Source organism: Streptomyces endocoffeicus, assembly GCF_016741935.1.
Lineage (GTDB): Bacteria > Actinomycetota > Actinomycetes > Streptomycetales > Streptomycetaceae > Streptomyces > Streptomyces endocoffeicus.
Map to the genome: position 1 here is coordinate 64,787 of NZ_JAERRG010000029.1, position 25,217 is coordinate 90,003.

The 25,217-nt window shown below is 72.0% G+C and carries 17 protein-coding genes; 9 read left to right on the plus strand and 8 right to left on the minus strand.

Translation table 11 applies throughout. The annotated features are described in order from the left end of the window. Nucleotides 1-69: 69 nt before the first annotated feature. Nucleotides 70-261, plus strand: a complete 192-nt coding sequence (locus tag JK364_RS43770; protein WP_201857020.1) for a hypothetical protein — start codon at nt 70-72, stop codon at nt 259-261. 211 nt (nt 262-472) lie between these two features. Here the strand turns inward: JK364_RS43770 and JK364_RS43775 are convergent, their stop codons facing one another. Then, on the minus strand, nt 473-1,270 hold the full coding sequence (locus tag JK364_RS43775; RefSeq protein ID WP_201857021.1) for a site-2 protease family protein: 798 nt from the start codon (nt 1,268-1,270) through the stop codon (nt 473-475). Between the two features lie 221 nt (nt 1,271-1,491). Between JK364_RS43775 and JK364_RS43780 the strand changes: the two genes are divergently transcribed. Beyond that, complete coding sequence (locus JK364_RS43780; protein ID WP_201857022.1) at nt 1,492-4,890, plus strand: ATP-binding protein; 3,399 nt, start codon at nt 1,492-1,494, stop codon at nt 4,888-4,890. A gap of 89 nt (nt 4,891-4,979) precedes the next feature. Here JK364_RS43780 and JK364_RS43785 read toward each other — a convergent pair whose 3' ends face one another. The 3 genes from JK364_RS43785 to panB form a co-directional block, all read right to left on the minus strand. Next, the gene (locus JK364_RS43785; protein ID WP_307841568.1) at nt 4,980-5,804 is read right to left on the minus strand and encodes an ABC transporter permease; all 825 of its coding nucleotides are present in this window, start codon (nt 5,802-5,804) and stop codon (nt 4,980-4,982) included. Continuing rightward, complete coding sequence (locus JK364_RS43790) at nt 5,801-6,814, minus strand: ATP-binding cassette domain-containing protein (RefSeq protein ID WP_201857023.1); 1,014 nt, start codon at nt 6,812-6,814, stop codon at nt 5,801-5,803. Before JK364_RS43790 ends, JK364_RS43785 begins: the two co-directional genes overlap by 4 nt. A gap of 99 nt (nt 6,815-6,913) precedes the next feature. Beyond that, complete coding sequence (gene panB, locus JK364_RS43795; RefSeq protein WP_201857024.1) at nt 6,914-7,774, minus strand: 3-methyl-2-oxobutanoate hydroxymethyltransferase; 861 nt, start codon at nt 7,772-7,774, stop codon at nt 6,914-6,916. Nucleotides 7,775-7,931: 157 nt separating this feature from the next. On the opposite strand from panB, the gene JK364_RS43800 reads away from it, so the two are divergent. The 4 genes from JK364_RS43800 to JK364_RS43815 all read left to right on the plus strand — a co-directional run bounded on the left by JK364_RS43800 (nt 7,932) and on the right by JK364_RS43815 (nt 12,835). Further along, complete coding sequence (locus JK364_RS43800) at nt 7,932-9,557, plus strand: MFS transporter (RefSeq protein ID WP_201857025.1); 1,626 nt, start codon at nt 7,932-7,934, stop codon at nt 9,555-9,557. Further along, a complete protein-coding gene (locus JK364_RS43805) occupies nt 9,554-10,162 on the plus strand; it encodes a TetR/AcrR family transcriptional regulator (protein ID WP_201857026.1) in 609 nt (202 codons plus the stop codon). Before JK364_RS43800 ends, JK364_RS43805 begins: the two co-directional genes overlap by 4 nt. Before the next feature lie 206 nt (nt 10,163-10,368). After that, entirely contained in the window at nt 10,369-11,397 is a 1,029-nt protein-coding gene (locus JK364_RS43810) for an endonuclease/exonuclease/phosphatase family protein (protein ID WP_201857027.1), read from the plus strand. Between the two features lie 232 nt (nt 11,398-11,629). Then, nucleotides 11,630-12,835, plus strand: a complete 1,206-nt coding sequence (locus tag JK364_RS43815; protein WP_201857028.1) for an MFS transporter — start codon at nt 11,630-11,632, stop codon at nt 12,833-12,835. A 399-nt stretch (nt 12,836-13,234) separates the two neighbouring features. On the opposite strand, the gene JK364_RS43820 is transcribed toward JK364_RS43815, so the two are convergent. Together JK364_RS43820 and JK364_RS43825 are read right to left on the minus strand one after the other, a co-directional pair. Further along, entirely contained in the window at nt 13,235-14,989 is a 1,755-nt protein-coding gene (locus tag JK364_RS43820; protein WP_201857029.1) for an NAD+ synthase, read from the minus strand. Between the two features lie 169 nt (nt 14,990-15,158). Further along, nucleotides 15,159-16,943 (minus strand): multicopper oxidase family protein, encoded by a 1,785-nt coding sequence (locus tag JK364_RS43825; protein ID WP_201857030.1) that lies wholly within the window; start codon nt 16,941-16,943, stop codon nt 15,159-15,161. A 437-nt stretch (nt 16,944-17,380) separates the two neighbouring features. Between JK364_RS43825 and glnA2 the strand changes: the two genes are divergently transcribed. The 3 genes from glnA2 to JK364_RS43840 all read left to right on the plus strand — a co-directional run bounded on the left by glnA2 (nt 17,381) and on the right by JK364_RS43840 (nt 22,800). Next, nucleotides 17,381-18,742 carry a gamma-glutamylpolyamine synthetase GlnA2 gene (gene glnA2, locus JK364_RS43830; protein ID WP_201857031.1) on the plus strand — a complete coding sequence of 454 codons (1,362 nt, stop codon included), beginning with the start codon at nt 17,381-17,383 and terminating at the stop codon, nt 18,740-18,742. 90 nt (nt 18,743-18,832) lie between these two features. After that, nucleotides 18,833-19,459 carry a maleylpyruvate isomerase family mycothiol-dependent enzyme gene (locus tag JK364_RS43835; RefSeq protein ID WP_201857032.1) on the plus strand — a complete coding sequence of 209 codons (627 nt, stop codon included), beginning with the start codon at nt 18,833-18,835 and terminating at the stop codon, nt 19,457-19,459. A 119-nt stretch (nt 19,460-19,578) separates the two neighbouring features. Further along, nucleotides 19,579-22,800, plus strand: a complete 3,222-nt coding sequence (locus tag JK364_RS43840; RefSeq protein WP_201857033.1) for a bifunctional [glutamine synthetase] adenylyltransferase/[glutamine synthetase]-adenylyl-L-tyrosine phosphorylase — start codon at nt 19,579-19,581, stop codon at nt 22,798-22,800. 23 nt (nt 22,801-22,823) lie between these two features. Here JK364_RS43840 and JK364_RS43845 read toward each other — a convergent pair whose 3' ends face one another. Continuing rightward, nucleotides 22,824-24,068 carry a hypothetical protein gene (locus JK364_RS43845; RefSeq protein WP_201857034.1) on the minus strand — a complete coding sequence of 415 codons (1,245 nt, stop codon included), beginning with the start codon at nt 24,066-24,068 and terminating at the stop codon, nt 22,824-22,826. Beyond that, entirely contained in the window at nt 24,065-25,165 is a 1,101-nt protein-coding gene (locus JK364_RS43850) for a hypothetical protein (RefSeq protein WP_201857035.1), read from the minus strand. Before JK364_RS43850 ends, JK364_RS43845 begins: the two co-directional genes overlap by 4 nt. Between the last annotated feature and the right edge of the window lie 52 nt (nt 25,166-25,217).

The following is a 25,217-nucleotide window of genomic DNA, read 5'->3' on the forward strand; positions in this document are numbered from 1 at the left end:
CCGGCCCCTCCGGCGGCGCATGGGGGACAATGGCGGGGAGTGACACACCCCCCGACAGGAGCCGACCCCATGCCCCGCCTCGCCCTCTACACCCTGGCCGTCTGCGTGCTCGCGATCGCCGCGGCCGTCGTGTCCTTCGCGCGGGGGAGCTGGCTCGGCGTCGTCTGGATCCTGATCGCCGGTATCTCGTCCAACATGGCCTGGTACTACCTCCGCAAGGCCCGCGCCGAGCGCGGGAGCAGCACGGGCGCGGCGGGCTGAGGCGATGGGGGCGCCTGCGGCGGGCTGAGCCCTTCCCGCCCCTTCCCGAACCATGGGGCTTCGCCCCTGGACCCCGGACGCCCTTCGGGCGTGTCCTCAAGCGCCGGACGGGCTGAAAATCAGCCCCTCCGGCGTTTGAGGAGCGGGGTCTGGGGCGGAGCCCCAGTTGTGGGAAGGGGCGGGGAGGGGAACAGCCCGCCGCAGGCGCCCCCTAGGAGCGGAATCCGGCGATATTGGGCTCGCCCTGCCAGAAGCGGAAGAACTCCTGGCCCCAATAAGTGTCCCACTGCGATACGCCCAGGGCCCGCATCACCGCGTCGATCGCCTCGAAGAACGCCTGGTTGACCTCGGGTATCCACAGGATCCCGAAGACCGCGAGCAGCCCGAACGGCGCGTACGGCTCGACCTGGCGCCGGATGCGGTAGGACAGCCACGGCTCGATCACCCCGTACCCGTCCAGGCCCGGCACCGGCAGGAAGTTCAGGATCGCCGCCGTGACCTGGAGCAGCGCCAGGAAGGCGAGCGCGTAGCGGAAGAGCTCCGGCACCTGATCGGTGGCGCCGAGCCAGAACGGCGCGGTCAGCGCGGCCGCGAACAGCACATTCGTCAGCGGCCCGGCGGCCGAGATCAGGCTGTGCTTCCAGCGCCCCCGGATCCGGTGCCGCTCGATGAACACCGCCCCGCCCGGCAGCCCGATCCCGCCCATGATCACGAAGATCACGGGCAGCACGATGCTCAGCGCCACATGGGTGTACTTCAGCGGGTTGAGGGTCAGATAGCCCTTCGCGCCGATCGTCAGATCCCCGCCGTGCAGCGCGGTGCGCGCATGGGCGTACTCATGCAGGCAGAGGGAGACGATCCACCCCGAGACGACGAACAGGAACACGGCGAAGCCGGGGCTCGCGGAGTACTCCGTCCACACGGCCCACGCGGAGACGACCATGATCGCGAACAGGCCGAGGAAGACGGGGCTGATACGCCGGTCACGGCGGCTGACTGCGGTGGTCATCGGGTGGGGTCTCCATACGGACTGGTGAGCGCTGAGGGGGAAACGACGGACAGTGTGCGCGGAGTTCCGGGCCGGGAGGGCCAGATGTGATCAGCGCCACGCGCCCGAGGGCGCCCCTCCGCGACTCGTTACCGTTCCCGTGACGTTCCCGCGGCCCGTCACCGTTCCCGCGCGGCCGACGCGGATGCCTCGCCCGGCGCGCCATCCATCAGAATGGGCCCGTGCGCTACGGCATCCTCGGCACCACCCAGGCCCGCCACGACGACGGCACCCCCGTGGACGTCGGCGGGGCGCGGCTGCGTGCGCTGCTGGCGGCGCTCGCGCTGGCGCCCGGCCGGGCGCGGACCACCGGGGCGCTCATCGGGGAGATCTGGGACACCGATCCGCCCGCCGACGAGCACGGCGCGCTGCAGGCGCTGGTCGGGCGGCTGCGGCGGGCGCTCGGCAAGGACGCCGTGGAGTCCGTTCCGGGCGGGTACCGGCTGAGCGCCGACCCCGACGATGTCGATCTGCACCGCTTCGAACGGCTCGCGGAGGAGGGCGCCCGCGCCCTCGCCGACGGCGATCCGGCCAAGGCCGTCGATCTGCTGGACGCCGCCCTCACGCTGTGGCGCGGGCCCGCGCTCAGCGATCTGCCCGACGCCACCGCGCCCGCCGCCCGCGCCGAGGCGCGACGGCTGGACGCGCGGCGCGCCCGGCTCGCCGCCGACCTCGCCCTCGGCCGCGCCGACCACGCCCTCCCCACGCTCACCGGGCTCTGCGACGCCCACCCGCTGGACGAGCCGCTGCACGCGCTGCGCATCCGTGCCCTGCGGGACGTGGGGCGGTTGGCGGAGGCGCTGGCGGCGTACGAGGCGATCCGTACGGAGATCGCCGAGCGGCTGGGCGCCGATCCGGGGCCGGAGCTGCGGGCGCTCCACGCCGAGCTGCTGGCGGCGACCGGCGAGGGGGCTCCGGTGCCGCCGGGCCCTCGTTCGCCGGAGCCCGTACCGGCCGGTTCCGCCCGCACCGGCGGTGGCAATCTGCGGGCCCGGCTGACCAGCTTCGTCGGGCGCGAGGCCGATCTGGCGGCGCTGCGCGGCGATCTGGCCGAGCACCGGCTGATCACCCTCCTCGGGCCCGGCGGGGCCGGGAAGACGCGGCTGTCGCAGGAGGCCGCCGAGGCGGTCGCGCCCGGCTGGCCGGACGGGGTGTGGCTGGCCGAGCTCGCGCCCGTGGACGACCCCGAGACCGTTCCCGAGACGGTCCTCAGCGCGCTCGGGGCGCGCGAGACGGTCATCCTCGGCGCGGCGACCGAGGGGCTGCGCGCCGCGACCGACCCGACCCTGCACGATCCGCGCGCCCGGCTCCTCGAGCACTGCGCCCCGCGCCGGATGCTGATCGTGCTCGACAACTGCGAACACCTCGTGGCGGCCGCGGCCCATCTCGCCGAGTCCCTGCTCGCCCAGTGCCCCGGGGTCACCATCCTGGCCACCAGCCGCGAACCCCTCGCCGTCCCCGGCGAGTTGGTGCGCCCCGTGGAGCCGCTGCCCGACCCCGTCGCGCTGCGGCTGCTCCAGGACCGGGGCGCGGCGGCCCGGCCCGGGTTCCGTACCGAGGACGACCCGGCCGCGTGCGCCGAGATCTGCCGCCGCCTCGACGGGCTGCCGCTGGCCATCGAGCTGGCCGCCGCGCGGCTGCGGCTGCTCACCCCGCGGCAGCTCGCCGACCGGCTGGACGACCGCTTCCGCCTTCTGACCAGCGGCAGCCGTACGGTGCTGCCCCGCCAGCAGACCCTGCGCGCGGTCGTCGACTGGTCCTGGGGGCTGCTGGACGCCCCCGAGCGCACCGTGCTCGCCCGGCTGTCCGTCTTCGCGGGCGGCTGCGGGCTGACCGAGGCGGAGGCGGTGTGCGGGGACCTCGAAGAGCACGCCGAGGCCGTGGACCCCCGCGATGTGGCCGCCCTGCTCGGTTCCCTCATCGATAAGTCGCTCGTCGTCACCGCACCCGGAACGGCTTCTGGCACGGCCTCCGGCACGGCCTCCGGAACCGCACCCGGAACGGAGCCCGGGGCGGACGGGGAGATGCGCTACCGGCTGCTGGAGACCGTCGCCGAGTACGCGGCGGAGCGGCTGGACGAGTCCGGCGAACGGGCCGCGGTCGAACGCCGCCATCTCATCGCCTACCGGGAGCTGGCCCGTACCGCCGACCCGCTGCTGCGCGGCCCCGCACAGCGCCACTGGCTCCTCCGGCTGGAGACCGAGCACGAGAATCTGCGCACCGCGCTGCGCCGGGCCGTGGCCGCCCGCGACGAGCAGGAGGCGCTGTGCCTGGTGCTCTCGCTCGGCTGGTTCTGGCATCTGCGCGGCCACCGCGCCGAGGCCTACCATTGGGCGACCGCCGCGGCCGAGCTCGGGCCGAGCCCCTTCGCACCGCCCGTTACACCCGCGCCGCCGCTGTACGTCAGCTGTATCGCCGCCCCGCCGCCGATGGAGCCCGAGCTGCTGGAGGAGGCGCGGCGCGGGGCGCGGCTGTTCGCGCTGTCCAACATCGAGGGCGATCTCCAGGCCATGGTGGGCGGCGACACCCAGCGCGAGGTGGAGGGCATCGTCTCCGCCTACCGGCCGGGGCTGCCCCAGATCTGCCGTCTCCCGGGCGTGCTGTGGTTCTTCGCGGTGTTCCTCAAGGGCGACTTCGCCCTGTTGCGGGGGATGGCCGACGAGGCGGTGCGCACCTGCCGGGAGCTGGGCTATGCGTGGGAGCTGGCGTTCAGCCTCCAGCTGCGGGCCAGGGTCCACAACGAGCGCGGCGGCGAGCACGAGGGCGCGATCCGCGACGCCGACGAGGCCCTGGAGATCTTCCGCCGGATCGGTGACGTATGGGGCACGGCGGAGGCGCTGGCCGGGCGCGGCGAGACCCGGGGGCAGCGCGGTGAGGGCGCGGCCGCGGCCGAGGACTACCGTGCGGCGATCCGCTGCGCCCAGGAGCTCGGGGCCCATGAGCAGGTGCTGTTCCTCCGCTCCCGGCTGGCCGGGGTCTTCGTGGAGCTGGGCGACGAGGAGGAGGCCGCGGAGGGCGAGCGGATCCTGCGCGAGGTGGTCGGGCAGCGGCAGCACGTGGGCGTCGAGGCGCTGTCGTACGCCCGGATCCATCTGGCGGTGCGCTACGGGTCCACGGGCCGTCTCGCGGCGGCACGGGCCCTTCTGACCACGTTGCACGGGGAGTTCGAGGGCCGGGCGCTGCGTCTGTTCGAGGGCATGGTGGAGGGGATGCTGGCCTGGCTCGACCTGCTGGAGGGACGGCCGGGCGACGCCCTGGAGAACGTGCGCGGTGCGCTGGCGAAGACGCCCGGCCGGATGACGGACCTCATCGCGCCGCACATCCCGGTGACCCAGTTGCTCACCGGGGCCGAGGCGCTGAGCTGCCTCGTCGGCGCCGAGCGGGCGGGGACCGCGGCGCGGCTGGTGGGGGCGTACGACATGCTGCGCAATCCGCAGTACTACCGGAAGTCCGACGTCGAACGGACGGGCCGGGAGCGCACCGTGGCCGCGGCGCGGGCCGAGCTCGGGGACGCCGCGTACGAGCGGGCCTACGCCGAGGGCACCGGCCTCACGCTGGAGGAGGCCACCGCGCTGCTCTGACCGCCCCCGCCCCCGGCGGGGGTGACGACAACCGGCCGGGCGCGTCCCCTCGCGGGACGCGCCCGGCCGGTTGTCCGGTCCGCGGACCGTCAGGTCGTCTTGTTGCGGAACTTGCGCACCGCGAGCGGCGCCACGATCACCGTGATGGCCAGCGACCACAGCAGGGTCACCGTCATCGGTTCGGCCACCGCGCCATGGCCGCTGGTCAGCGCCCGTGCGACGTCCGCGAGCCGGGACAGCGGGTTGTACTCGGTGAAGGACCGCAGCCAGCCCGGCATAGTGGCGGTCGGGGCGAAGATGGACGAGCCGAACTGGAGGGGCATCATCACCAGGAAGCCCATACCGCTGACCGCCTGCGGGGTGGGCAACGACATCCCCAGCAGCATGAAGATCCAGGTCAGCGAGGATCCGAAGACCAGGGCCAGCACCACCGCGGCCAACAGCTCCAGCGGCCCGGTCTTGAGCTCGAAGCCCATGATGAAGCCCATGATCAGCAGGATGATGGTGGACACCAGCATCCGGCCGCACTCCACGACCAGCTTGGCTATCAGCACCGAGGAGCGGGCGATCGGCAGTGTGCGGAAGCGGTCCATGACGCCCTTGTTGAAGTCGTCATTGACGCCGCTGCCGATCGACATCGCGATGTTGAGCCCGCCCATCGCCATCAGGCCGGGAATGAAGTAGTTGACGTACTCGGAGCGGTTGCCGCCCGTCATCGCGCCGCCGAAGACATAGGTGAACAGCAGCGCGAAGACGATCGGCATGGCCAGGGCGTCGAACATCGCGAACGGTTCGTACCTGATCTGCATGACGTTGCGCCGCACCAGCGCGCCGATGTGGCGCAGATTGGCGCGGAGGCCGATCCGGCCGTCGCTCTTTCCCCGCATGGGCGCGGTCATCGTGGCCGTACTCACGCGGCGACCTCTTCCAGCGTCTTGTCGTCCTGCGGTGTGGATGCCTTCCGGCCGGTGATGGCCAGGAAGACCTCGTCCAGGCTGGGCAGATGGGTGTCGATCCCGGCGATCGCGAAACCCCGCTCGCCGAGCAGACCGATCAGGGCGGTCAGCTGCTCGTCGCTGGCGATGGGCACATTGACCAGGCCCTCCTCCACATCGGCGGTCGCGCCGCCGATGCCGTCGAGCCCCGCCTGGGTGATGGCGCCGACCATGCGGTGCAGCTCACCGGGGTCGGACGGGCGGATCTGCAGGGTGCGGCCGCCGATCTTGGCCCTGAGCTCGTTCACCCGGCCGTCGGCGATGACCCTGCCCCGGTCGATCACCGTCAGGTGGTCGGCGAGCTGCTCGGCCTCCTCCATGTACTGGGTGGTCAGCAGCACGGTGGCGCCGTCGGCGACCATCCCCCTGACCTCGTCCCACACCTCGTTACGGGCGTGCGGGTCCAGACCGGTCGTCGGCTCGTCCAGATAGAGCACCGAGGGCCGGCCGATCATGGACGCGGCCAGGTCGATCCGGCGGCGCATACCGCCGGAGTAGGTGTTCACGCGCCGCTTGCCGGCCTCGGTGAGCGAGAACCGCTCGAGCATGGTGTCCGCCCGCGAACGGGCTTCCTTACGGGAGAGATCGAGCAGCCGCCCGACCATGTAGAGGTTCTCCCAGCCGGAGAGCTTTGTGTCGACCGAGGCGTACTGCCCGGTCAGCCCGATGGTGCGGCGCAGCTGCCGGGGCTGGCGCACCACGTCGTACCCGGCCACCACCGCGGTGCCGGCGTCCGGCACCAGCAGGGTGGACAGACACCGGACGAGTGTCGTCTTACCGGCGCCATTGGGGCCCAGCACCCCCAGGACGGTGCCCTCCGGCACGTCCAGATCCACTCCGTCGACGGCCTTGGTGTCACCGAAGTGCTTGACCAGCCCCCGAACTTCGACGGCGTTGCCGTCCCTGATCCTGTGTTCCCGTCGCGTCATGCCGCCCACGATGTCAGCCGTCACCGACAGACCGCCGACAAGCGGCAGACAGCCCGCCGACGGGGGAAGATCGGCGGGCTGTCGTTGTACCGCGGTGGCTCAGTGGAAGGAGTGCTCCTCGGCCGGGTACGCCCCGCCGACGACGTCCTCCGCGTAGGCCCGCGCCGCGTCGCCCAGGCCCTGGCGCAGCTCGGCGTACTGCTTGACGAAACGCGGCACCCGGCCGTCGGTCATGCCCGCCATGTCCGTCCACACCAGCACCTGGGCGTCGCAGTCGCCACCGGCGCCGATGCCGACGGTGGCGATGTGCAGCGACCGCGTCACCTCGGCGGCCAGCTCGGCCGGGACCAGCTCCAGGACGACCGCGAAGGCGCCCGCGTCCTGGACCGCCTTGGCGTCCCGCAGCAGCTGCTGGGCCGCCTCCTCGCCGCGCCCCTGGACCGGGTAGCCGCCGTAGGCGTTGACGGACTGCGGGGTCAGGCCGATGTGCGCCATGACCGGGATACCGGACTGGACCAGCAGCTCGATCTGGTGGGCGGAGCGCTCCCCGCCCTCCAGCTTCACCGCGCCCACGCCCGCCTCCTTGACCAGCCGGGTGGCGTTCCGCAGCGCCTGGACCGGGCCCTCCTGGTACGAGCCGAAGGGCAGGTCGCCGACGACGAGGGCGCGCCGGGTGCCGCGGACCACGGCGGCGGACAGCAGCGTCATCTCGTCCATGGTGACGGGCACGGTGGACTCGTAGCCCAGATGGCAGTTGCCCATCGAGTCGCCGACCAGCAGCACCGGGATGCCCGCCTGGTCGAAGACGGACGCGGTCATCGCGTCGTAGGCGGTGAGCATCGGCCACTTCTCGGCGCGCTCCTTGGCGGCGGCGATGTCACGGACGGTGATGCGGCGGGAGCCCGTGCCCCCGTAGAGCGCCTTCTCGGACTGCTTTCGCGCAGGACTGACGTGCGTCATCGCTACGGCTCCTGTTCATCATCTCGAGGCGCCCTGACGGCGTCCCCGGACCAACCCCATGCTGGCACGGCTCCTGCCGGGGCGAAAGTGGGCCCGGATCGCAAAGATTTTCCAATACGAGACGGTCTCGTATCGTAAGTCGCCTAGCCTGGGCGGCATGGCAACCTCACCCAGCGCCCAGGGCGCGCCGGCCGAGTCCGGTGTCCCGGAGGCGATCCACCGCAGACGCTGGGCGATCCTCGTCGTCCTGATGTTCAGCGTGCTGGTCGTCGTCCTCGACAACTCGATACTCAACGTGGCGATGAAGACCATCGCCTCGCCGAAGCCCACCGGGCTCGGCGCCACCCAGAGCCAGCTCGAGTGGGCGATCAACTCCTACACGCTGGTCTTCGCCGGGCTGCTGTTCACCGCGGGGATCCTCGGCGACCGGATCGGCCGTAAGAAGGTCCTGCTCGGCGGGATGGCGGTGTTCGGCATGGGCTCGGTGCTCGCCGCCTTCTCCGGATCGCCCGGTGAACTCATCGGCTTCCGGGCGCTCATGGGCCTCGGCGCCGCCTTCGTGATGCCCGCGACCCTCGCCATCCTGGTCAATGTCTTCGAACGCGAGGAGCAGGCCAAGGCGATCGGCATCTGGGTCGCCGCGGTGGGGCTGGCCATCGCCATCGGCCCGATCACCGGCGGAGTGCTGCTCGAGCACTTCTGGTGGGGTTCGGTCTTCTTCGTCAATGTGCCGATCGTGATCGTCGGACTGATCGCGATGGTGGTGCTCGTCCCCGACTCCAGGGACCCCGCGCCCGGCCGGGTGGACCCGCTGGGCGTACTGCTGTCCGTCGTCGGGCTCGTCCTGCTGGTCTACGGCATCATCAAGGGCGGCCAGCTCGCGGACTTCACCGACGCCCAGGTGCTGGGCTCGATCGCCGCCGGGCTCGCCGTCCTGGGCCTGTTCGTGGTGCACGAGAAGCGCAGCGACCACCCGGCCATCGATATCGGCTACTTCCGCAACCCCGCCTTCTCCGCCGCCATCGCCGCCGTCGCCCTGGTCTTCTTCGCCCTCATGGGCGTGACCTTCTTCATGGTCTTCTACACCCAGAGCGTGCGCGGCTACAGCGCCCTCGAATCCGGGTTGCTGATCCTGCCGCTGGCCGTGGCGCAGCTGATCTTCGCCCCGCGCGCCCGGCTGGTCGTCGAGCGGTTCGGCGCCCGCGCGGTGTGCACCGGCGGGATGCTGCTGGTGGCCGCCACCATGTCGGGGTTCCTGCTGCTGGGCGTGGACACCCCGATCGTCGTGCTCGAGGTGCTGTTCTTCGCCCAGGGCACCGGAATGGCGCATATCATGCCGCCGGTGACCACCGGGATCATGCAGGCGCTGCCGCGCCAGAAGGCCGGCTCCGGCTCGGCGCTCAACAACACCTTCCGGCAGGTCGGGGGCGCGCTCGGGGTCGCGGTGCTGGGCTCTGTGCTCTCCACCGCCTACCGCGACCGGATCCGGGACACCCTGGCCGCCGTGCCCGGACTGCCCGACTCCGTACAGCGCTCGGCGGGCGAGTCCGTCGAGGCCACCATGGGGGTCGCCGAGAAGCTCGGGCCCAGGGGCCAGGCGCTGGTGGGCCCGGCCCAGGACGCCTTCGTCCACGCCATGCACATCACCGCCCTCGGCTCGGCGGGCGTCGCCGTCCTCGGCGCGCTGGTCGTCCTGGCCTTCCTGCCCGGCAAGGAAGGTCCCGGCCGGGCCCCCGACGACGGGCGGGCGCATCCACGGGAGGAGGCGTCGGCCGGCCAATGAGCGCACCCGAGAGCTCCGCGCCCAGGCTCCGCGGCCGCCCCCGCAGCCCCGCCACCGACGCCGCGATCATCGAGGCCGCGCTGCGGCTGCTGGAGGAGGGCGCCTCGGTCGGCGGTCTTTCGATCGAGGGGATCGCCCGCGAGGCGGGGGTCGGCAAGGCCACCGTCTACCGCCGCTGGCCCGGTAAGGACGCGCTGATGCTCGATGTGCTGCGCTCCCTGGAGGAGCCCAGCCCCGAGCCGGCCGGGGTCTCGGTGCGCGACGACCTCGTCGCCATCCTGGAGTTCATGCGCCGGCGCGGGCTCGCCAAGCGCAACTCCGCCCTGCTGCGCAGCGTCATCACCCAGATGCACGCGCACAAGGAGCTGTGGCGGGCCTACGACGAGAACGTCATAGCGGCCCGCCGCGCGAGCCTGCGCGCCGTACTGCGGCGGGGCCGGGAGAGCGGTGAGATCCGCGCCGACGTGGACCCGGAGCTGCTCGCCGACCTCTTCACCGGCCCGATGCTCGCCCGCGCCATGCTCCACGAGTGGAAGGAGCTGCCCGAGGGGCTGGCCGAACGGATCGTCGACACGGTCCTCGAAGGGGTCTCCCCACGCCATTGAGCTCCGCTGAGCTCCGCTGAACTCCGCTGAGCGGTTTGTGCCTGTTGTGTCACAACACCCCCTCCCGGGCCGGGATGTGGAACTCGGGGCCGTCGCCCCATCGTCCTCGGACGGGGAGCACCCCACCGGGGGCGTCGGGAAAAGCCCTGGTCATCACCTAGGGTCGTAGTCCAAGGCGCGGCAGTTGAGGCAGTGAGGGACAGCGAATGACGCAGGCGCACACGCAGGAGACGGGACAGCTCGGGGACGACGCGCCCCAGCAATCGGGCTCCCGGATCGGCCGCCTGTTCGACCGGCTCCGGAACGATCGCGGCATCTGGCGGCGCGGACTGGTGCTGGCGGCGATCGCGGTCCTGCTCGCCCTGGTCATGATCTTCCACGCCGACATCCCCAACCGGGTGGGCAACCTCGGCTCGCTGCTGGAGACGTTCCTGCCGTGGCTGGGCCTGTTCCTTCCGGTGCTGCTGGTGCTCGGTCTGGTGCGGCGGTCGGCGAGCGCCGTGCTGGCGCTGGTGCTGCCCGTCGCCGTCTGGCTGAACCTCTTCGGCGGGCTGATGTTCTCCGACAAGTCCGGCAGCGGCGGTGAGCTGACCGTCGTCACCCACAACGTCAACGCGGAGAACGCCGATCCGACCGGCACCGCGAAGGACGTGGCCGCCTCGGGCGCCGATGTGGTGGCCCTGGAGGAGCTGACGGACTCGGCCGTGCCGACGTACGAGCGGGCCCTGGCCGGCACCTACCGCTACCACACCGTGCAGGGCACGGTGGGGCTGTGGAGCAAGTACCCGCTGTCCGGCACCAAGCCGGTGGACATCAAGCTGGGCTGGACCCGGGCGCTGCGCACCGCCGTCGCCACCCCGCGCGGTGAGGTCGGCGTCTATGTGGCCCATCTGCCCTCGGTGCGGGTGAAGTTCAACGCGGGCTTCACCGCCGGGCAGCGCGACGACAGCGCCGAGGCGCTGGGCCAGGCCATCGCCCGGGAGCCGCTGAAGAAGGTGATCCTGCTCGGCGATCTGAACGGCACCATGAACGACCGTGCGCTCGCCCCCGTCACCGCGCAGATGCGGTCCGCCCAGGGCGCGGCGGGCGACGGCTTCGGCTTCAGCTGGCCCGCCTCGTTCCCGATGGCGCGGATCGACCAGATCATGGTGCGGGGGCTGGATCCGGTCTCGGCGTGGGCGCTGCCCAGGACCGGCAGCGATCACCTTCCGCTGGCGGCGTCGGTCGACTACTGAGCCCTGCCTCTACGGAGCCGCGCTGCTACGGAGCCGTGCCGCTACTGGGCCGTGCCGCTACGGAGCCGCGCTGCTCGGGGCCGTCGGGTGACATAGCTCACGGGTCACCCGGCGAGATCTTACGTGCCGTTCATCTTGGGGATCTCCTCGGGAACATTCTGCGTGAGAGACTTTGTTCAGCTAGAGAACATACGCATCCCTGCACGTTTCTCCTTCGTTTGAAAGGTCTCTCATGCCCCTGGCCCTGCTCGCCCTTGCTGTGAGCGCCTTCGGCATTGGTACTACCGAATTCGTGATGATGGGCCTGCTGCCCAATGTCGCGAATGATCTGGACACCTCGGTGCCCACGGCCGGATACCTCGTCTCCGCCTACGCCATCGGAGTCGTGGTGGGCGCTCCGCTGCTGACCGCCCTCGGTTCCCGTATCCCGCGCAAGCGGATGCTCGTGTTGCTCATGGCGCTCTTCACGGTGGGCAACCTCGCCTCCGCCCTCGCCCCCAACTTCGGGCTGCTGATCGCGGGACGGGTGCTCGCCGGGCTGCCCCACGGCGCGTTCTTCGGCGTCGGCGCGGTGGTCGCCGCGCGGCTGGTGACCGAGGACCGGCGGGCCCGCGCGGTCGCCACCATGTTCCTCGGGCTGACCATCGCCAACATCGTCGGCGTCCCCGTCGCCACCCTGCTCGGCCAGAACCTCGGCTGGCGCGCGACCTTCCTGGTCGTCGCCGCGATCGGCGTGGTCGCCATGGCCGCGCTCGCCCGGCTCGTCCCGCAGATCTCCCACGGGCAGCACGGCGGGCTGCGCCAGGAACTCGGCGCGCTGCGCGACCGCCAGGTGCTGCTGGGGCTGCTCACCGCCGTCTTCGGCTTCGCCGGTGTCTTCGCCGTCTACAGCTACCTCGCCTCGATGATGACCGAGGTCACCGGGTTCGGTGAGTCGACGGTCACCCTGGTGCTGGCGCTGTTCGGCATCGGCATGACCCTGGGCGCCCTCGCCGCCGGCCCGCTCACCGACCGGGCGCTGCGGCCCACGCTCTACGGCTCGCTGGCGGCGCTGGCCGTCGTCCTCGTGGCCTTCGACTTCACGGTGCATGTGAAGTGGGCGGCGCTGCTGTCGGTCGTGGTGCTGGGCGCGGTCGGCTTCATGACCACCACCCCGCTCCAGATGCTGGTGATGAACAAGGCCCAGCACGCCCCGACGCTGGCCTCCGCCTCCAACCACTCCGCCTTCAACCTGGCCAACGCCGGTGGCGCGTGGCTCGGCGGCGTCGCCATCGCGGCGGGCTGGGGCTGGACCTCCCCGACGCTGGTCGGCGCGGTGCTCGCGGTGATCGGCCTCGCGATCGCCCTGATCGCGGGCCTGACCGACCGCACTCCGGCGAGCGGGTCGCGGGTCGTTGCGAGCAGTGAGTCGCTGCCGCAGTTGTCCGAGGTGGGCTGAGGTACGGGGGTCCGGGGGGGCTTTCCCCTCCCCGCCCCTTCCCGTTACCAGGGGCGAAGCCCCTGGCACCCCAGGGGTCCCTGGCACCCCAGAGGTTCTGGACACCCCAGAGGGTTCCTGGGACCCAAGGACCCCAGGGGCGAAGCCCCTGGTCCGGGGTCTGGGGCGGAGCCCCAGTTTCGGGAAGGGGCGGGGAGGGGAGTAGCCCGCCGCAGGCGTTAGGATCCGCTGGACCTAAGCGCTCCGCTGGAAGTGGCCTGAGCTGCTGTCGACCGTCTGCGGCGCCGTCGTGGCTGGTCGCGCAGTTCCCCGCGCCCCTTCGGGGCGCCTCCGAACCGCAGGGCTTGGGCCACGCGGCGGAGCCGCACAGGGCGCCGCGCGTAACGCGGCCCAAGAGCCTCAGACGTGTTCGCGCCAGCGGTTGGTGATGGGCAGCCGGCGGTCCTTGCCGAAGCCCTTCGCGGAGATCTTCGTGCCCGGCGGGTACTGCCGGCGCTTGTACTCGGCGGTGTCCACCATCCGCAGGATCCGGGTCACCAGCGCGTCGTCGTATCCCGCCGCCACGATCTCGGTACGCCCCTGGTCGCGGTCGACATACAGCTCCAGGATCCGGTCGAGGACGTCGTAGTCGGGGAGCGAGTCGGTGTCGACCTGGCCGGGGCGCAGCTCGGCGCTCGGCGGCTTGGTGATCGAGTTCTCGGGGATGGGCGGGGTCTGGCCCCGCTCTTCCGCCGCACGGTTACGCCAGTTCGACAGGCGGAAGACGGAGGTCTTGTAGACGTCCTTGATCGGGCCGTACGCGCCGACCGAGTCCCCGTAGAGCGTGGAGTAGCCGCAGGCCAGCTCGGACTTGTTGCCCGGGGCGAGGACGATGTGGCCCTCCTGGTTGGAGATCGCCATCAGCATCGTGCCGCGCAGCCGTGACTGGAGGTTCTCCTCGGCCAGCCCGGTGAGGCCCAGGGAGCCCATATAGGCGTCGAACATCGGGGCGATCGGGACCGTGCGGAAGTTCAGCCCGGTGCGCCGCGCCAGCTCGGCCGCGTCGTCGATCGAGTGCTCGGAGGAGTAGCGCGAGGGCATCGCGACGCCGTACACGTTCTGCGCGCCGACCGCGTCACACGCGATGGCGGCGACGAGCGAGGAGTCGATCCCGCCGGAGAGCCCGATCAGCACACTGCGGAAGCCGTTCTTCGCCACGTAGGCCCGCAGCCCCACGACCAGCGCCGTATAGATCTCCTCGTCGTCCCCGAGCCGCTCGGCCTCGCCGCCCGCGAGCTCCGGCTCGTAGCGGGGCAGCGGGTCGGCGGAGAGGGTGACGTGGTCGATGCGGAGCCCGTCGTCCACGACCCCCTCGGGGACCGCGCCCGGGTCGGCGGCGGGCAGATCGAGGTCGAGCAGCACACAGCCCTCGGCGAACTGCGGGGCCCGCGCGATGACTTCGCCGTCCCGGTCCACGACGATCGAGTCGCCGTCGAAGACCAGCTCGTCCTGGCCGCCGATCATGGCCAGGTACGCGGTGGTGCAGCCCGCCTCCTGGGCCCGCTTGCGCACCAGGTCCAGCCGGGTGTCGTCCTTCTCCCGCTCGTACGGCGAGGCGTTGATCGACAGCAGCAGCCCGGCCCCCGCCGAGCAGCTGGCCGGCACCCGGCCGCCGTCCTGCCACAGGTCCTCGCAGATGGCGAGCGCGACGTCGACGCCGTGGACACGGACCATGGGCAGGGTGTCGCCGGGCACGAAGTAGCGGAACTCGTCGAAGACGCCGTAGTTCGGCAGATGGTGCTTGGCGAAGGTCAGGACGACCGCGCCCCGGTGCAGCACCGCGCCCGCGTTCTGCGGTGACCCGGCGGGCTGGCCGTAGCGCCGGGCGCGCTCGCTGCGGTCGAGGTAGCCGACGACCACCGGCACCTCGCCCAGCCCCTCGGCGTTCAGCCGCTCGGCGAGCGTGTGCAGCGCGGCGCGCGACGCCTCGACGAAGGACGAGCGCAGCGCCAGGTCCTCGACGGGGTAGCCGGTCAGCACCATCTCGGGGAACGCCACCAGATGGGCGCCCTGCTCGGCGGAGTGCCGGGTCCAGTGGAGTATCGATTCGGTGTTGCCGTCGAGGTCGCCGACGGTCGAGTCGATCTGGTTCAGAGCGAGGCGAAGTTGAGGCACGCGCCCAGTGTAATCGTCTGTCTGACGCGATAGCCGGGGGTGTCTTCCTTCTCACGCCGGACGAACGGTGCCCGGTCTCACGCCGGACGAACGGTGCCCGGTCTCACGCCGGGCGAACCGTGCCCGGCCCCTTCGCCTCCGGGGACCGGGCCTTGCCCGCCGCGAGCGGCTACTTCTGGTAACCGAGGATGGTCATCATCCCGGACTCCGAGTGGTAGACGTTGTGGCAGTGGACCATCCACAGCCCCGGGTTGTCGGCGTCGAGGTCCACGTTCACCTTGTGGTGCGGCAGCAGGACCGTGGTGTCCTTACGGGGGCCGCCGTCCGGCAGCGCGAAGGTGTGGCCGTGCAGATGGACCGGATGCCACATATCGGTGCCGTTCATGAACGAGATCCGCACCCGCTCACCCTCCCGTACCGGATAGCGCTGCGAGGGGTCGTACGGCCGGCCGTTGATCGCCCAGTCCCAGCGCCGCATCGAGCCGGTGAGCCGCATCCGGATGATGCGGTCGGGCTCCTTGGGCGTCAGCCGGACGTCCTCCGCCGCCTTCAGCCGGTCCGCGGTGAGCAGCTCGCCGTCCAGCTCCTTGGGGCGCGGGAACTTCACCGGGTTCTTGCCACGGGTGCGCAGCACCGCCATCGCGGACCGCCCCTTGCCCTCGGCGATCACGGCGAGCGGGAAGACCCCGTCCTTGACGGTGACCAGCACGTCGTAGCGCTCGCCCATGCCCAGCAGCAGCGCGTCGGTCTTGGCCGGTACGACGGGATAGCCGTCGGTGTGGGTGACGGTCATCCGATGGCCGCCGAGGGCGACGCGGAAGGCGGTGTCGCCGCCCGCGTTGATGATGCGGATGCGGATCCGGTCGCCGCGCTTGGCGCGGAAGACCTGCGGGGACTCGGGGGTGCGGCCGTTGACCAGGTAGTAGGGGTAGGTGACATCGCCCGCGTGGCCGCCCAGCAGCCGGCTCTCCATGGGTGCGGCCTTGGGCGCGGCCTTCTTCCGTGCGGCCTTCTTCCGCGCCGTGGAGCGGGCCCGGTCGCGCTTGGCACCCTTGGCACCGCCCGCGGCGGTGCCTTTGGCGGTGGCTCCGGCTGTCGCCGTGGCTTTGGCCTTGGCTGTCGCCGTGGCCTTGGCCGTGCCCGTGGCCTTGGCGCCGCGCTTGCCGCCGCCTTCCGCCGAGCCGCCCTCCGCCGAGCCGCCGTCCATCGGGCCGTCGTCCATCGCATGGCCGACCGGGCCGCTCTTGCCCGCGTTGAGCCGTTCGAACTCCTTGTCCGGGGTGCGGCCGCCCACCCCGTCGAGCCAGTCGTCCAGGACGACGACCCACTCCTTGTCGTACGTCAGCGGTTCCTTCGGATCCTCCACGATCAGCGGTGCGTACAGCCCCCGGTCCAGTTGGACGCCCGAGTGCGGATGGATCCAGTACGTGCCCGGGTAGAACGCGGTGAAGCGGTAGTCGTACGCGGCGCCGGTCTTGATCGGCCGCTGGGTCACCCCGGGGACGCCGTCCATGTCGTTGCGCAGCCGGACGCCGTGCCAGTGCAGCGTGGTGGGCTGCGGCAGGTTATTGGCCAGGGTGAGCGCGATCGTGTCGCCCGCGGTCACCCGGATCTCCCGGCCCGGCACCTGGTCCTCGTACGCCCAGGACGTCACCTTGCGGGCGCCGATGTCCAGGGTGGTCGCGGTGGCGGTGAGCCGGAAGGTGCGCACCGGCCCGGGGCCCCGCCGCCGCTCGGTCGCGGCGACCTCCGGGCCGTGGGGGGAGACGTACTGCGCCGGGACGTCGTCTCCGGGCGCGCCGGGCCTGGCGGGGGCGCCCATCGCGTTGCCGTCCACGCCGTCGGGGCCTCCGGCGCGGTGGCGGGGGCCGGAGGAGCCGCAGGCGGTGAGCAGACCGCTGCCCGCGGCGGCGATGCCCGTGCCGAGCACGGCACGGCGAGTCTTTTCGTGCATGAGTCAGTACCCCAATGCTGATGTGTGCCGGATGCGTGAGGGTCGGCGCGTCCGCCGCCCCGCCGGGAGGGCGGGCGGCCGACGCGCCGCTCTATGCGCCGCATCAGCGATCGGCTCTGGGGTGAGGGGCTTCGGTGCATCGCCGCCTCCATCTGACCGTTCAGATCATCATCTGACTGTTTGATCATCGTGATAATCGGCACCCTACCCCCAAGGGGTATGGAGCCCCGGCAGGCGCCACGGAGGGGGCAGAACGGCCGGGTCCGGGACCGGCCGGGTGAAAGTACGATGCACCCATCGTGGTGAGGTGAGGGGAGACCGGGGAGACCGGGGAGACCGGACGAAACCTCCGTGAAATCCCACCGCGTGATACTGGGGTGGCGGAAGGTGCCCCGCGCCCGCGAAAAGAGCCGTTTGACCTGCAAGGATTGGGGACCATGGATAAGCAGCAGGAGTTCGTGCTCCGTACGCTCGAAGAGCGCGACATCCGGTTTGTGCGGCTCTGGTTCACCGATGTGCTCGGTTTCCTGAAGTCCGTGGCCGTCGCGCCGGCCGAGCTCGAGGGCGCCTTCGACGAGGGCATCGGATTCGATGGCTCCGCGATCGAGGGCTTCGCCCGGGTCTACGAGTCCGACATGATCGCCAAGCCGGACCCCGGGACGTTCCAGATCCTGCCCTGGCGCGCCGAGGCGCCCGGGACCGCGCGGATGTTCTGCGACATCCTGATGCCGGACGGCTCACCGTCCTTCGCCGACCCCCGCTTCGTCCTGAAGCGCATCCTCGCCAAGACCTCCGACCTCGGGTTCACCTTCTACACCCACCCCGAGATCGAGTTCTTCCTGCTCAACCAGAAGCCGGTGGACGGCAGCCGCCCGGTGCCCGCCGACTCCTCGGGCTACTTCGACCACACCCCGCAGAACATCGGCATGGACTTCCGCCGCCAGGCGATCACCATGCTGGAATCGATGGGCATCTCGGTCGAGTTCTCCCACCACGAGGGCGCCCCCGGCCAGCAGGAGATCGATCTGCGCTACGCCGACGCGCTCTCCACCGCCGACAACATCATGACCTTCCGCCTGGTCATGAAGCAGGTCGCGCTGGAGCAGGGCGTGCAGGCCACCTTCATGCCGAAGCCCTTCTCGGAGTTCCCCGGCTCGGGCATGCACACCCACCTCTCGCTCTTCGAGGGCGACCGCAACGCCTTCTACGAGTCCGGCTCCGAGTTCCAGCTCTCCAAGGTGGGCCGCTCCTTCATCGCGGGCCTGCTGCGCCACGCCGGGGAGATCTCCGCCGTCACCAACCAGTGGGTCAACTCCTACAAGCGCATCTGGGGCGGCTCCAAGCGCACCGCCGGTGCGGGCGGCGAGGCCCCCTCGTACATCTGCTGGGGCCACAACAACCGCTCCGCCCTCGTCCGGGTCCCCCTCTACAAGCCCGGCAAGACCGGCTCCACCCGCGTCGAGGTCCGCTCCCTGGACACTGGCGCCAACCCCTACCTGGCCTACGCGGTCCTCCTCGCCGCCGGTCTCAAGGGCATCGAGGGCGGCTACGAACTCCCGGCCGGCGCCGACGACGACGTCTGGGCCCTCTCCGACGCCGAACGCCGCTCCCTCGGCATCGAACCCCTCCCGCAGAACCTGGGCGAGGCGATCGACCTCATGGAGCGCAGCGAACTGGTCGCCGAGACGCTCGGGGAGCATGTCTTCGACTTCTTCCTGCGCAACAAGAAGCAGGAGTGGGAGGAGTACCGCTCCGAGGTGACGCCGTTCGAACTGCGGAAGAACCTCCCCGTTCTCTGACGTCTCCCAGGCGCTCCATAACGGTCGCTTCTGGCTGTGAGAAGCGTGAGCTCTTGGACTTATGGCGAGGCTGCCGAAACCCTTGACCTCATGGACCTCGTGGAGATCAGAAGAGCGATCGCGGCCGAACGCCGGGAGCTTGCCGGGGTGTTGGACGGGCTGACGGAGGAGCAGTGGAAGGCGGCCAGTCTGTGTGCGGGGTGGCGGGTGCGGGAGGTGGCGGCGCATATGTCGATGGGGTTCCGGTATCCGCTGCCCGCGGTGGTGTGGGAACTGGTCAAGGCGCGTGGCGGCCTCCACCGGATGACTGATCGGCTCGCCCGTAAGGACGCGGCCGCCGCCTCGACCGGGGAACTCGCCGCGTTCCTCCGGGACCACGCCGACCACCCCTGGAAGCCGCCGGTGGGCGGGGTCGAGGCGGCGCTGGGCCACGATGTGATCCACGGGCTGGACATCACCGTCGCGCTCGGGCTCGGGCGCCGGGTGCCCGAGGACCGGCTGCGCGTTCTGCTGGGGATGGTCAACCCCAGGGGGCTGAAGTTCTTCGGGGCCGACCTCGACGGGGTCCGGCTCCGCGCCGACGATCTGGACTGGTCGTACGGCAGCGGGGCCGAGCTGACCGGGGCCGCCCAGGACCTGCTTCTGGTCGCCTACGGCCGCCGGCTTCCGCCGGGGCATCTTCGCGGCGAGCCGCGGGGCCGTTTCGTCGGCGCCTGACCCCGCCCGGACCTGCCGCTTCGCGCTCGGGGTCGCTTAGGCTCGTCAGCGGCGCCTTTGATCACGGGTGTGCGTGTGGTCGGGCGGCGCGGAGTCGACCAGGGACGGGAGGCGGCGGGATGGCCGTACCGCAGGGACGCAGGAGCAGCAATATCACCCGGCTGCTGCGGCACGGTTTCACCGACGCCTCGGCCGCGCAGCGGCTGCTGGACGCGCCCGAGCTGGCCGCGGTGCGGAGCGACTCGGTGCTGCTGGAGGCGCTCGGCGCGACCGCCGACCCCGATCTGGCGCTGCTCGGGCTCGTACGGCTCGTCGAGACGCTGCCCGAGGAGGACGCGGAGGAGAAGGAGGACGGCGGGCAGCGGGCCGGTTCGCGGCAGGCGCTGCTGGACACCCTCGTCACCGCCAAACCGCTGCGCGACCGGCTGCTCGGGGTGCTCGGCGCCTCCGAGGCGCTGGGCGACCACCTCGCCCGCCACCCGGGCGACTGGCACGCCCTGGTGACCTATGAGGCGGCCGATCTGCACCCCGCCACCCCCGAGTTCGAGCGGGCCCTGGCCGAGGGGGTGTGGGGCGCGCCCGGGGCGGGGATGCCCCGGCCCGACGCGCTGCGCGTCGCCTACCGCCGGGCGCTGCTGGCCATCGCCGCCCGCGATGTGTGCGGCACCACCGACATCACCCAGACGGCCGCCGAGCTGGCCGACCTGGCGACCGCCACGGTGCGCGCCGCGCTGGAGATCGCGGCCGAGGAGCAGCCGCAGGACGCCGCCGCCTGTCGGCTGGCCGTGATCGGCATGGGCAAATGCGGCGGCCGCGAGCTCAATTACGTCTCCGATGTGGACGTGATCTTCGTGGCGGAGGCCGTCGAGGGCGTCGAGGAGGGCGAGGCGGTACGGGCCGCCACCCGGCTCGCCTCCCGGCTGATGCGCGTCTGTTCCGACGTCACCGTCGAGGGCACCATCTGGCCCGTCGACGCCAACCTCCGCCCCGAGGGGCGCAACGGCCCGCTGGTGCGCACCCTCTCCAGCCATCTGGCGTACTACCAGCGCTGGGCCAAGACCTGGGAGTTCCAGGCGCTGCTGAAGGCACGTCCGATGGCGGGCGACGCCGCGCTCGGCCAGGCGTACGTGGACGCCCTCGCGCCCATGGTCTGGCAGGCCGTCGAGCGCGACAACTTCATCCCCGACGTGCAGCAGATGCGCCGCCGCGTGGTCGAGAACATCCCCGTGTCCGAGGTCGACCGCGAGCTCAAGCTGGGCCCCGGCGGCCTGCGCGACGTCGAGTTCGCCGTCCAGCTGCTGCAGTTGGTGCACGGGCGGTCCGACGAGTCGCTGCGCAGCGGTACGACGCTGGACGCGCTCGCGGCCCTGGCCGCCGGCGGCTATGTGGGGCGCACCGACGCCGCCGCGCTGGACGCCGCGTACCGCTTCCTGCGCACCATGGAGCACCGCCTCCAGCTCTACCGGCTGCGCCGCACCCATCTGATGCCCGAGGGCGAGGCCGACCAGCGCCGCCTCGGCCGGTCGCTGGGGTTCCGCACCGAGCCGGTGACCGAGCTGGGCACCGCCTGGCGGCGGCACGCCCGCGAGGTACGGCGGCTGCACGAGAAGCTCTTCTACCGGCCGCTGCTGGACGCCGTCGCCCAGCTCCAGCCCGGCGAGATCCGGCTCAGCTCCGAGGCGGCCGGTCAGCGGCTCACCGCCCTGGGGTACGCGGACCCGGCCGGTGCGCTGCGCCATCTGGAGGCCCTGGCGTCCGGGGTGACCCGTAAGGCGGCGATCCAGCGGACGTTGCTGCCCGTGCTGCTGGGCTGGTTCGCCGACTCCGCCGACCCGGACGCCGGGCTGCTGGGCTTCCGCAAGGTCTCGGACGCGCTGGGCAAGACGCCCTGGTACCTGCGGCTGCTGCGCGACGAGGGCGCCGCCGCGGAGAACCTGGCCCGGGTGCTCTCGGCCGGGCGGCTCGCCCCCGATCTGCTGCTGCGCGCCCCCGAGGCGGTCGCCCTGCTCGGCGACCCGGAGGGGCTGCGCCCGCGCGGCCGGGCCCATCTGGAGCAGGAGGTACTGGCCGCGGTCGGCCGCGCCGAAGGCGCCGAACAGGCGGTCGCGGCGGCGCGCGGGGTGCGGCGGCGCGAGATGTTCCGCACGGCGGCCGCGGACATCATCGAGAGCGCCCGGCTGGCCAACGGCGAGGTGCGCCCGACCGTGAGCTGGCCGCCGTCGGGCGATCGGACGCCGGGCCGGGCCACCGGGGCGGCCGCCCCCGCACCGGCCAAGGCGCCCGAGGTCCCCAGCGCCCTGCGGGACTCCGAACCCCATGTCCCGGCCCGGCCCGCCGCCCCCGCCGCCGAACCGCCCGTGGACGACGCGATGCTGATCGACATGGTCGGCGACGCCCTCTCCGATCTGAACGCCGCGACCCTCGCCGGGGCCCTGCGCGCCGCCGTCCGCGACACCTGGGGCGATGAGCTGCCCACCCGCTTCGCCGTCATCGGCCTCGGCCGCTTCGGCGGCCATGAGCTCAGCTACGGCTCGGACGCCGATGTGCTCTTCGTCCACGAGCCGCGCGAGGGCGCCGACGACCAGGAGGCCGCCCGCGCCGCGTTCGCCGTGGCCAACGAGATGCGACGGCTGCTCCAGCTCCCCACCGTGGACCCGCCCCTGCTCATCGACGCCGATCTGCGCCCCGAGGGCAAGTCGGGGCCGCTGGCGCGCACCCTCTCCTCGTACGCCGCCTACTACCGCCGCTGGTCACTGGTCTGGGAGAGCCAGGCGCTGCTGCGCGCCGAGCCGATGGCGGGCGACCCAGGGCTCGGCGCGCGGTTCATCGAGCTGATCGATCCGCTGCGGTATCCGGCCGAGGGGCTGGGCGAGGACGCGATCCGCGAGATCCGGCGGCTCAAGGCCCGGATGGAGTCCGAGCGGCTGCCGCGCGGTGCCGACCCCACCACCCACGCCAAGCTGGGCCGCGGCGGTCTCAGCGACGTCGAGTGGACCGTCCAGCTGCTCCAGATGCGGCACGGCTGGGCCGAGCCCGGACTGCGCACCACCCGCACCCGCGAGGCCCTGGCCGCCGCCCACGCCGCCGAGCTGATCTCCACCGAGGACGCCCAGACCCTCGACGAGGCGTGGATCCTCGCCAGCCGCGTCCGCAACGCCGTCATGCTCGTCCGCGGCCGTCCCGGCGACACCTTTCCGACGGACGTCCGCGAACTGGCCGCGGTGGGCCGCCACTTGGGCTACGGCCCCGGCCATGTCGGCGAGATGCTGGAGGACTACCGCCGCACCACCCGCCGGGCGCGGGCGGTGGTGGAGCGGCTCTTCTACGACTACGAGAGCTGAACGCCTGCGGTACGCGGCCCGGGTCACCCCTCCGCGGGCAGCGTGATGTGCAGGGGCCCGCAGCCGATGCGATCCGCTTCCGCCGCGACAAAGCGGGGGAGGAGCGTACGGATCTCGGCGCGGCGCCGGCCGCTGTCCGCCCGGATCAGGAAGGTGACCGGGCCGGTCTGGCACTCGGCCTGGAACAGCCCCATGTCGTCGCGGACGAAACCGTATCCGTCGTGCTCATCGCCCTTGATCCGCTTCTGGGCGCCGTTCTCGGACAGCCGCGCGTAGAGCATGGCCAGCCGGGGGTCCTCCACCGTCATCAGCCGCAGTTCGGGATGGTGGAAGAGCACCCGGCGGTCGCAGGTGCGCACCGGCCCCGCGCCCCGGGTCACCAGGGTGCGGCCCAGCGAGTCGCGCCCGTACCCGCGGGGGAGCGGCAGCCCCTCGACGCCGCACATGGCGTCCTTCTTCTCGTCCAGGAACCGCGGCGGCTCCGGCATCCGGCCGATCGGATCGGCGATGGTGCCCGTGCACCCCTTCTCGGCCATGTAGTGGTTGACCAACTTGACCACGGCACGGGCGAGCCGATCGCGGGCCTCCGTGTTGACCTCGTCGTCGTAGAGCGTCCAGCCGGTCGCCAGGTCGATCACGGTCGGACCGCCGGTGACGTCCGCGTCACGCGGCCGGCCGATGCAGCCGTCGGGCACCGCGAGCCAGGCCCGGGTGTCGGAGGCCATGCCCAGCAGTCCGCCGCCCAGCGGGGTGAGCCGCGCGGACAGGAACTCATCGGCCCACTGGTCGCCCGCACCGCCGAACCGGGTGTCCAACTGATGCGTCTGGACGGTGATCCGCGAGCCGTCCCTGGTCAGGAGGCATTGGCCGGACGAGCCCTCGGCGCCGGTGCGATCGCTGGTGATGGGCACCTCGGAGCTCTTGACGTCCCCCTTGCCGTCGCCCTTGCCGTCGCCCTTGCCGTCGAACAGCGCCGCCGCGTCGTCCCGGCTGAAGGCCCCCCAGCAGGCCCGGTCGTCCGCGAACGGACCCGCTTCGGCCTGCCAGGCCACGCCCGCGCCACCGAGCAGCGCTCCCACGATGGCCCCGGTCACGGCCATGATCACGGCCAGCCGGGGGCGGCTGCGGGCCAGGCGCTGCCAGTGCCACCAGTGGCGGCGCCGCTCGTGCAGCGGCACGTGGGTGCTGTTCCCGTTGCTTTCGTTGGTCTCGTTGCTTTTGTTGCTTTCGCTGTTTTCGTTGCCCTCGTTGTTCTCGGAGTCGTTCATCGGCTGGACCCCCCAGGTGCGATGGGCGCGCAACCGACGCGTCGCGCCACGGCGTTGGCGAAGGTGGCGAAGTACGGCGTCGTCTCGTGCAGCGACGGGGCGAGCATCAGCACGGTGAGCGGGCGCCCCGCGCAGTCGGCCCGTACGACCTTGTAGGTGTCGGCGAAGACCCCCGTACCGCGCCAGCCACGCGCGGGCGCCTTGCTGCCGGTTGCCCCGTCGAACATTGCGGAGAGCCGGGGCTGGGCGACCATCAGGGCGTCGAAGTACCGCCCGTCACCGCGTACGTTCCGCACCGAGCAGGACTGGAGATCGCGGGTGACCGGGCCGACCTGGTAAGCGAGATCCTCCGCCTCCTTGCCCAGCTCCAGCCCCCTGATCCGGCAGGCGCGGGTGAAGAACGTTTCGCCGCTCTCGGGCAGCGTGAGCACCGGCGAGACGACCTCAAGGGGCTTGTCCGGGGCGCAACCCGCCTTCTCCATCGCGCGGTTGGCGGCCGCGAGGAGCAGCCTGGCCGCCGATTGGGAGCCGCCGAGCCCGGCGTCGCCGGGCATGGTGGAGTCGCCGTAGACGCTCTCCGCCGTCGAGTCGAGCGTGACCGCGGTCGGTCGCCCGTCGCGCGTATCGCACCCCTTGGGCAGCACCAGCAGCCCGCGTCGGCCGTCGCTGACGCCCGGCAGCGAGTCGGGCAGCGGCATCGCCCGGTCGCCGAGGAAAGTGCCGAGCCACTCCATACGGCGCGCGGCGCTCTCCGGCGCGGGGCCGTAGTCGACCGTGACCTCGGTCTTCTCGACGACCTTGTCGCCGTCGCTGCTGAAGCGCTCGGAGCGGAGCGACACGGTGCACCGACCGCGCTGCCGCTCCGGTGTCGGCACGGTCTCCTTGGACGTACGGCTGGCGTTGTCCTCGTCCAGCGCGTTGCCGCTCAGGAAGTCCGGCCCGCTGTCCTCTTTCCACGCACCCCAGCAGTAGGTGTCTTTCCCGTCGAACGGCCAGGTGTCCGTGGCCCACGTCCCGGCCCCGGCCGCCACCAGCACCGCGACGGCGCCACCGATCAGAACGGCCCGGCGGCGTGCGCCGCCCATCAGCTGTTTCATTGATGACCTTCCCCCGTGTGGCCGTCGATCCTACTCAGCGGCTCCGCGCACG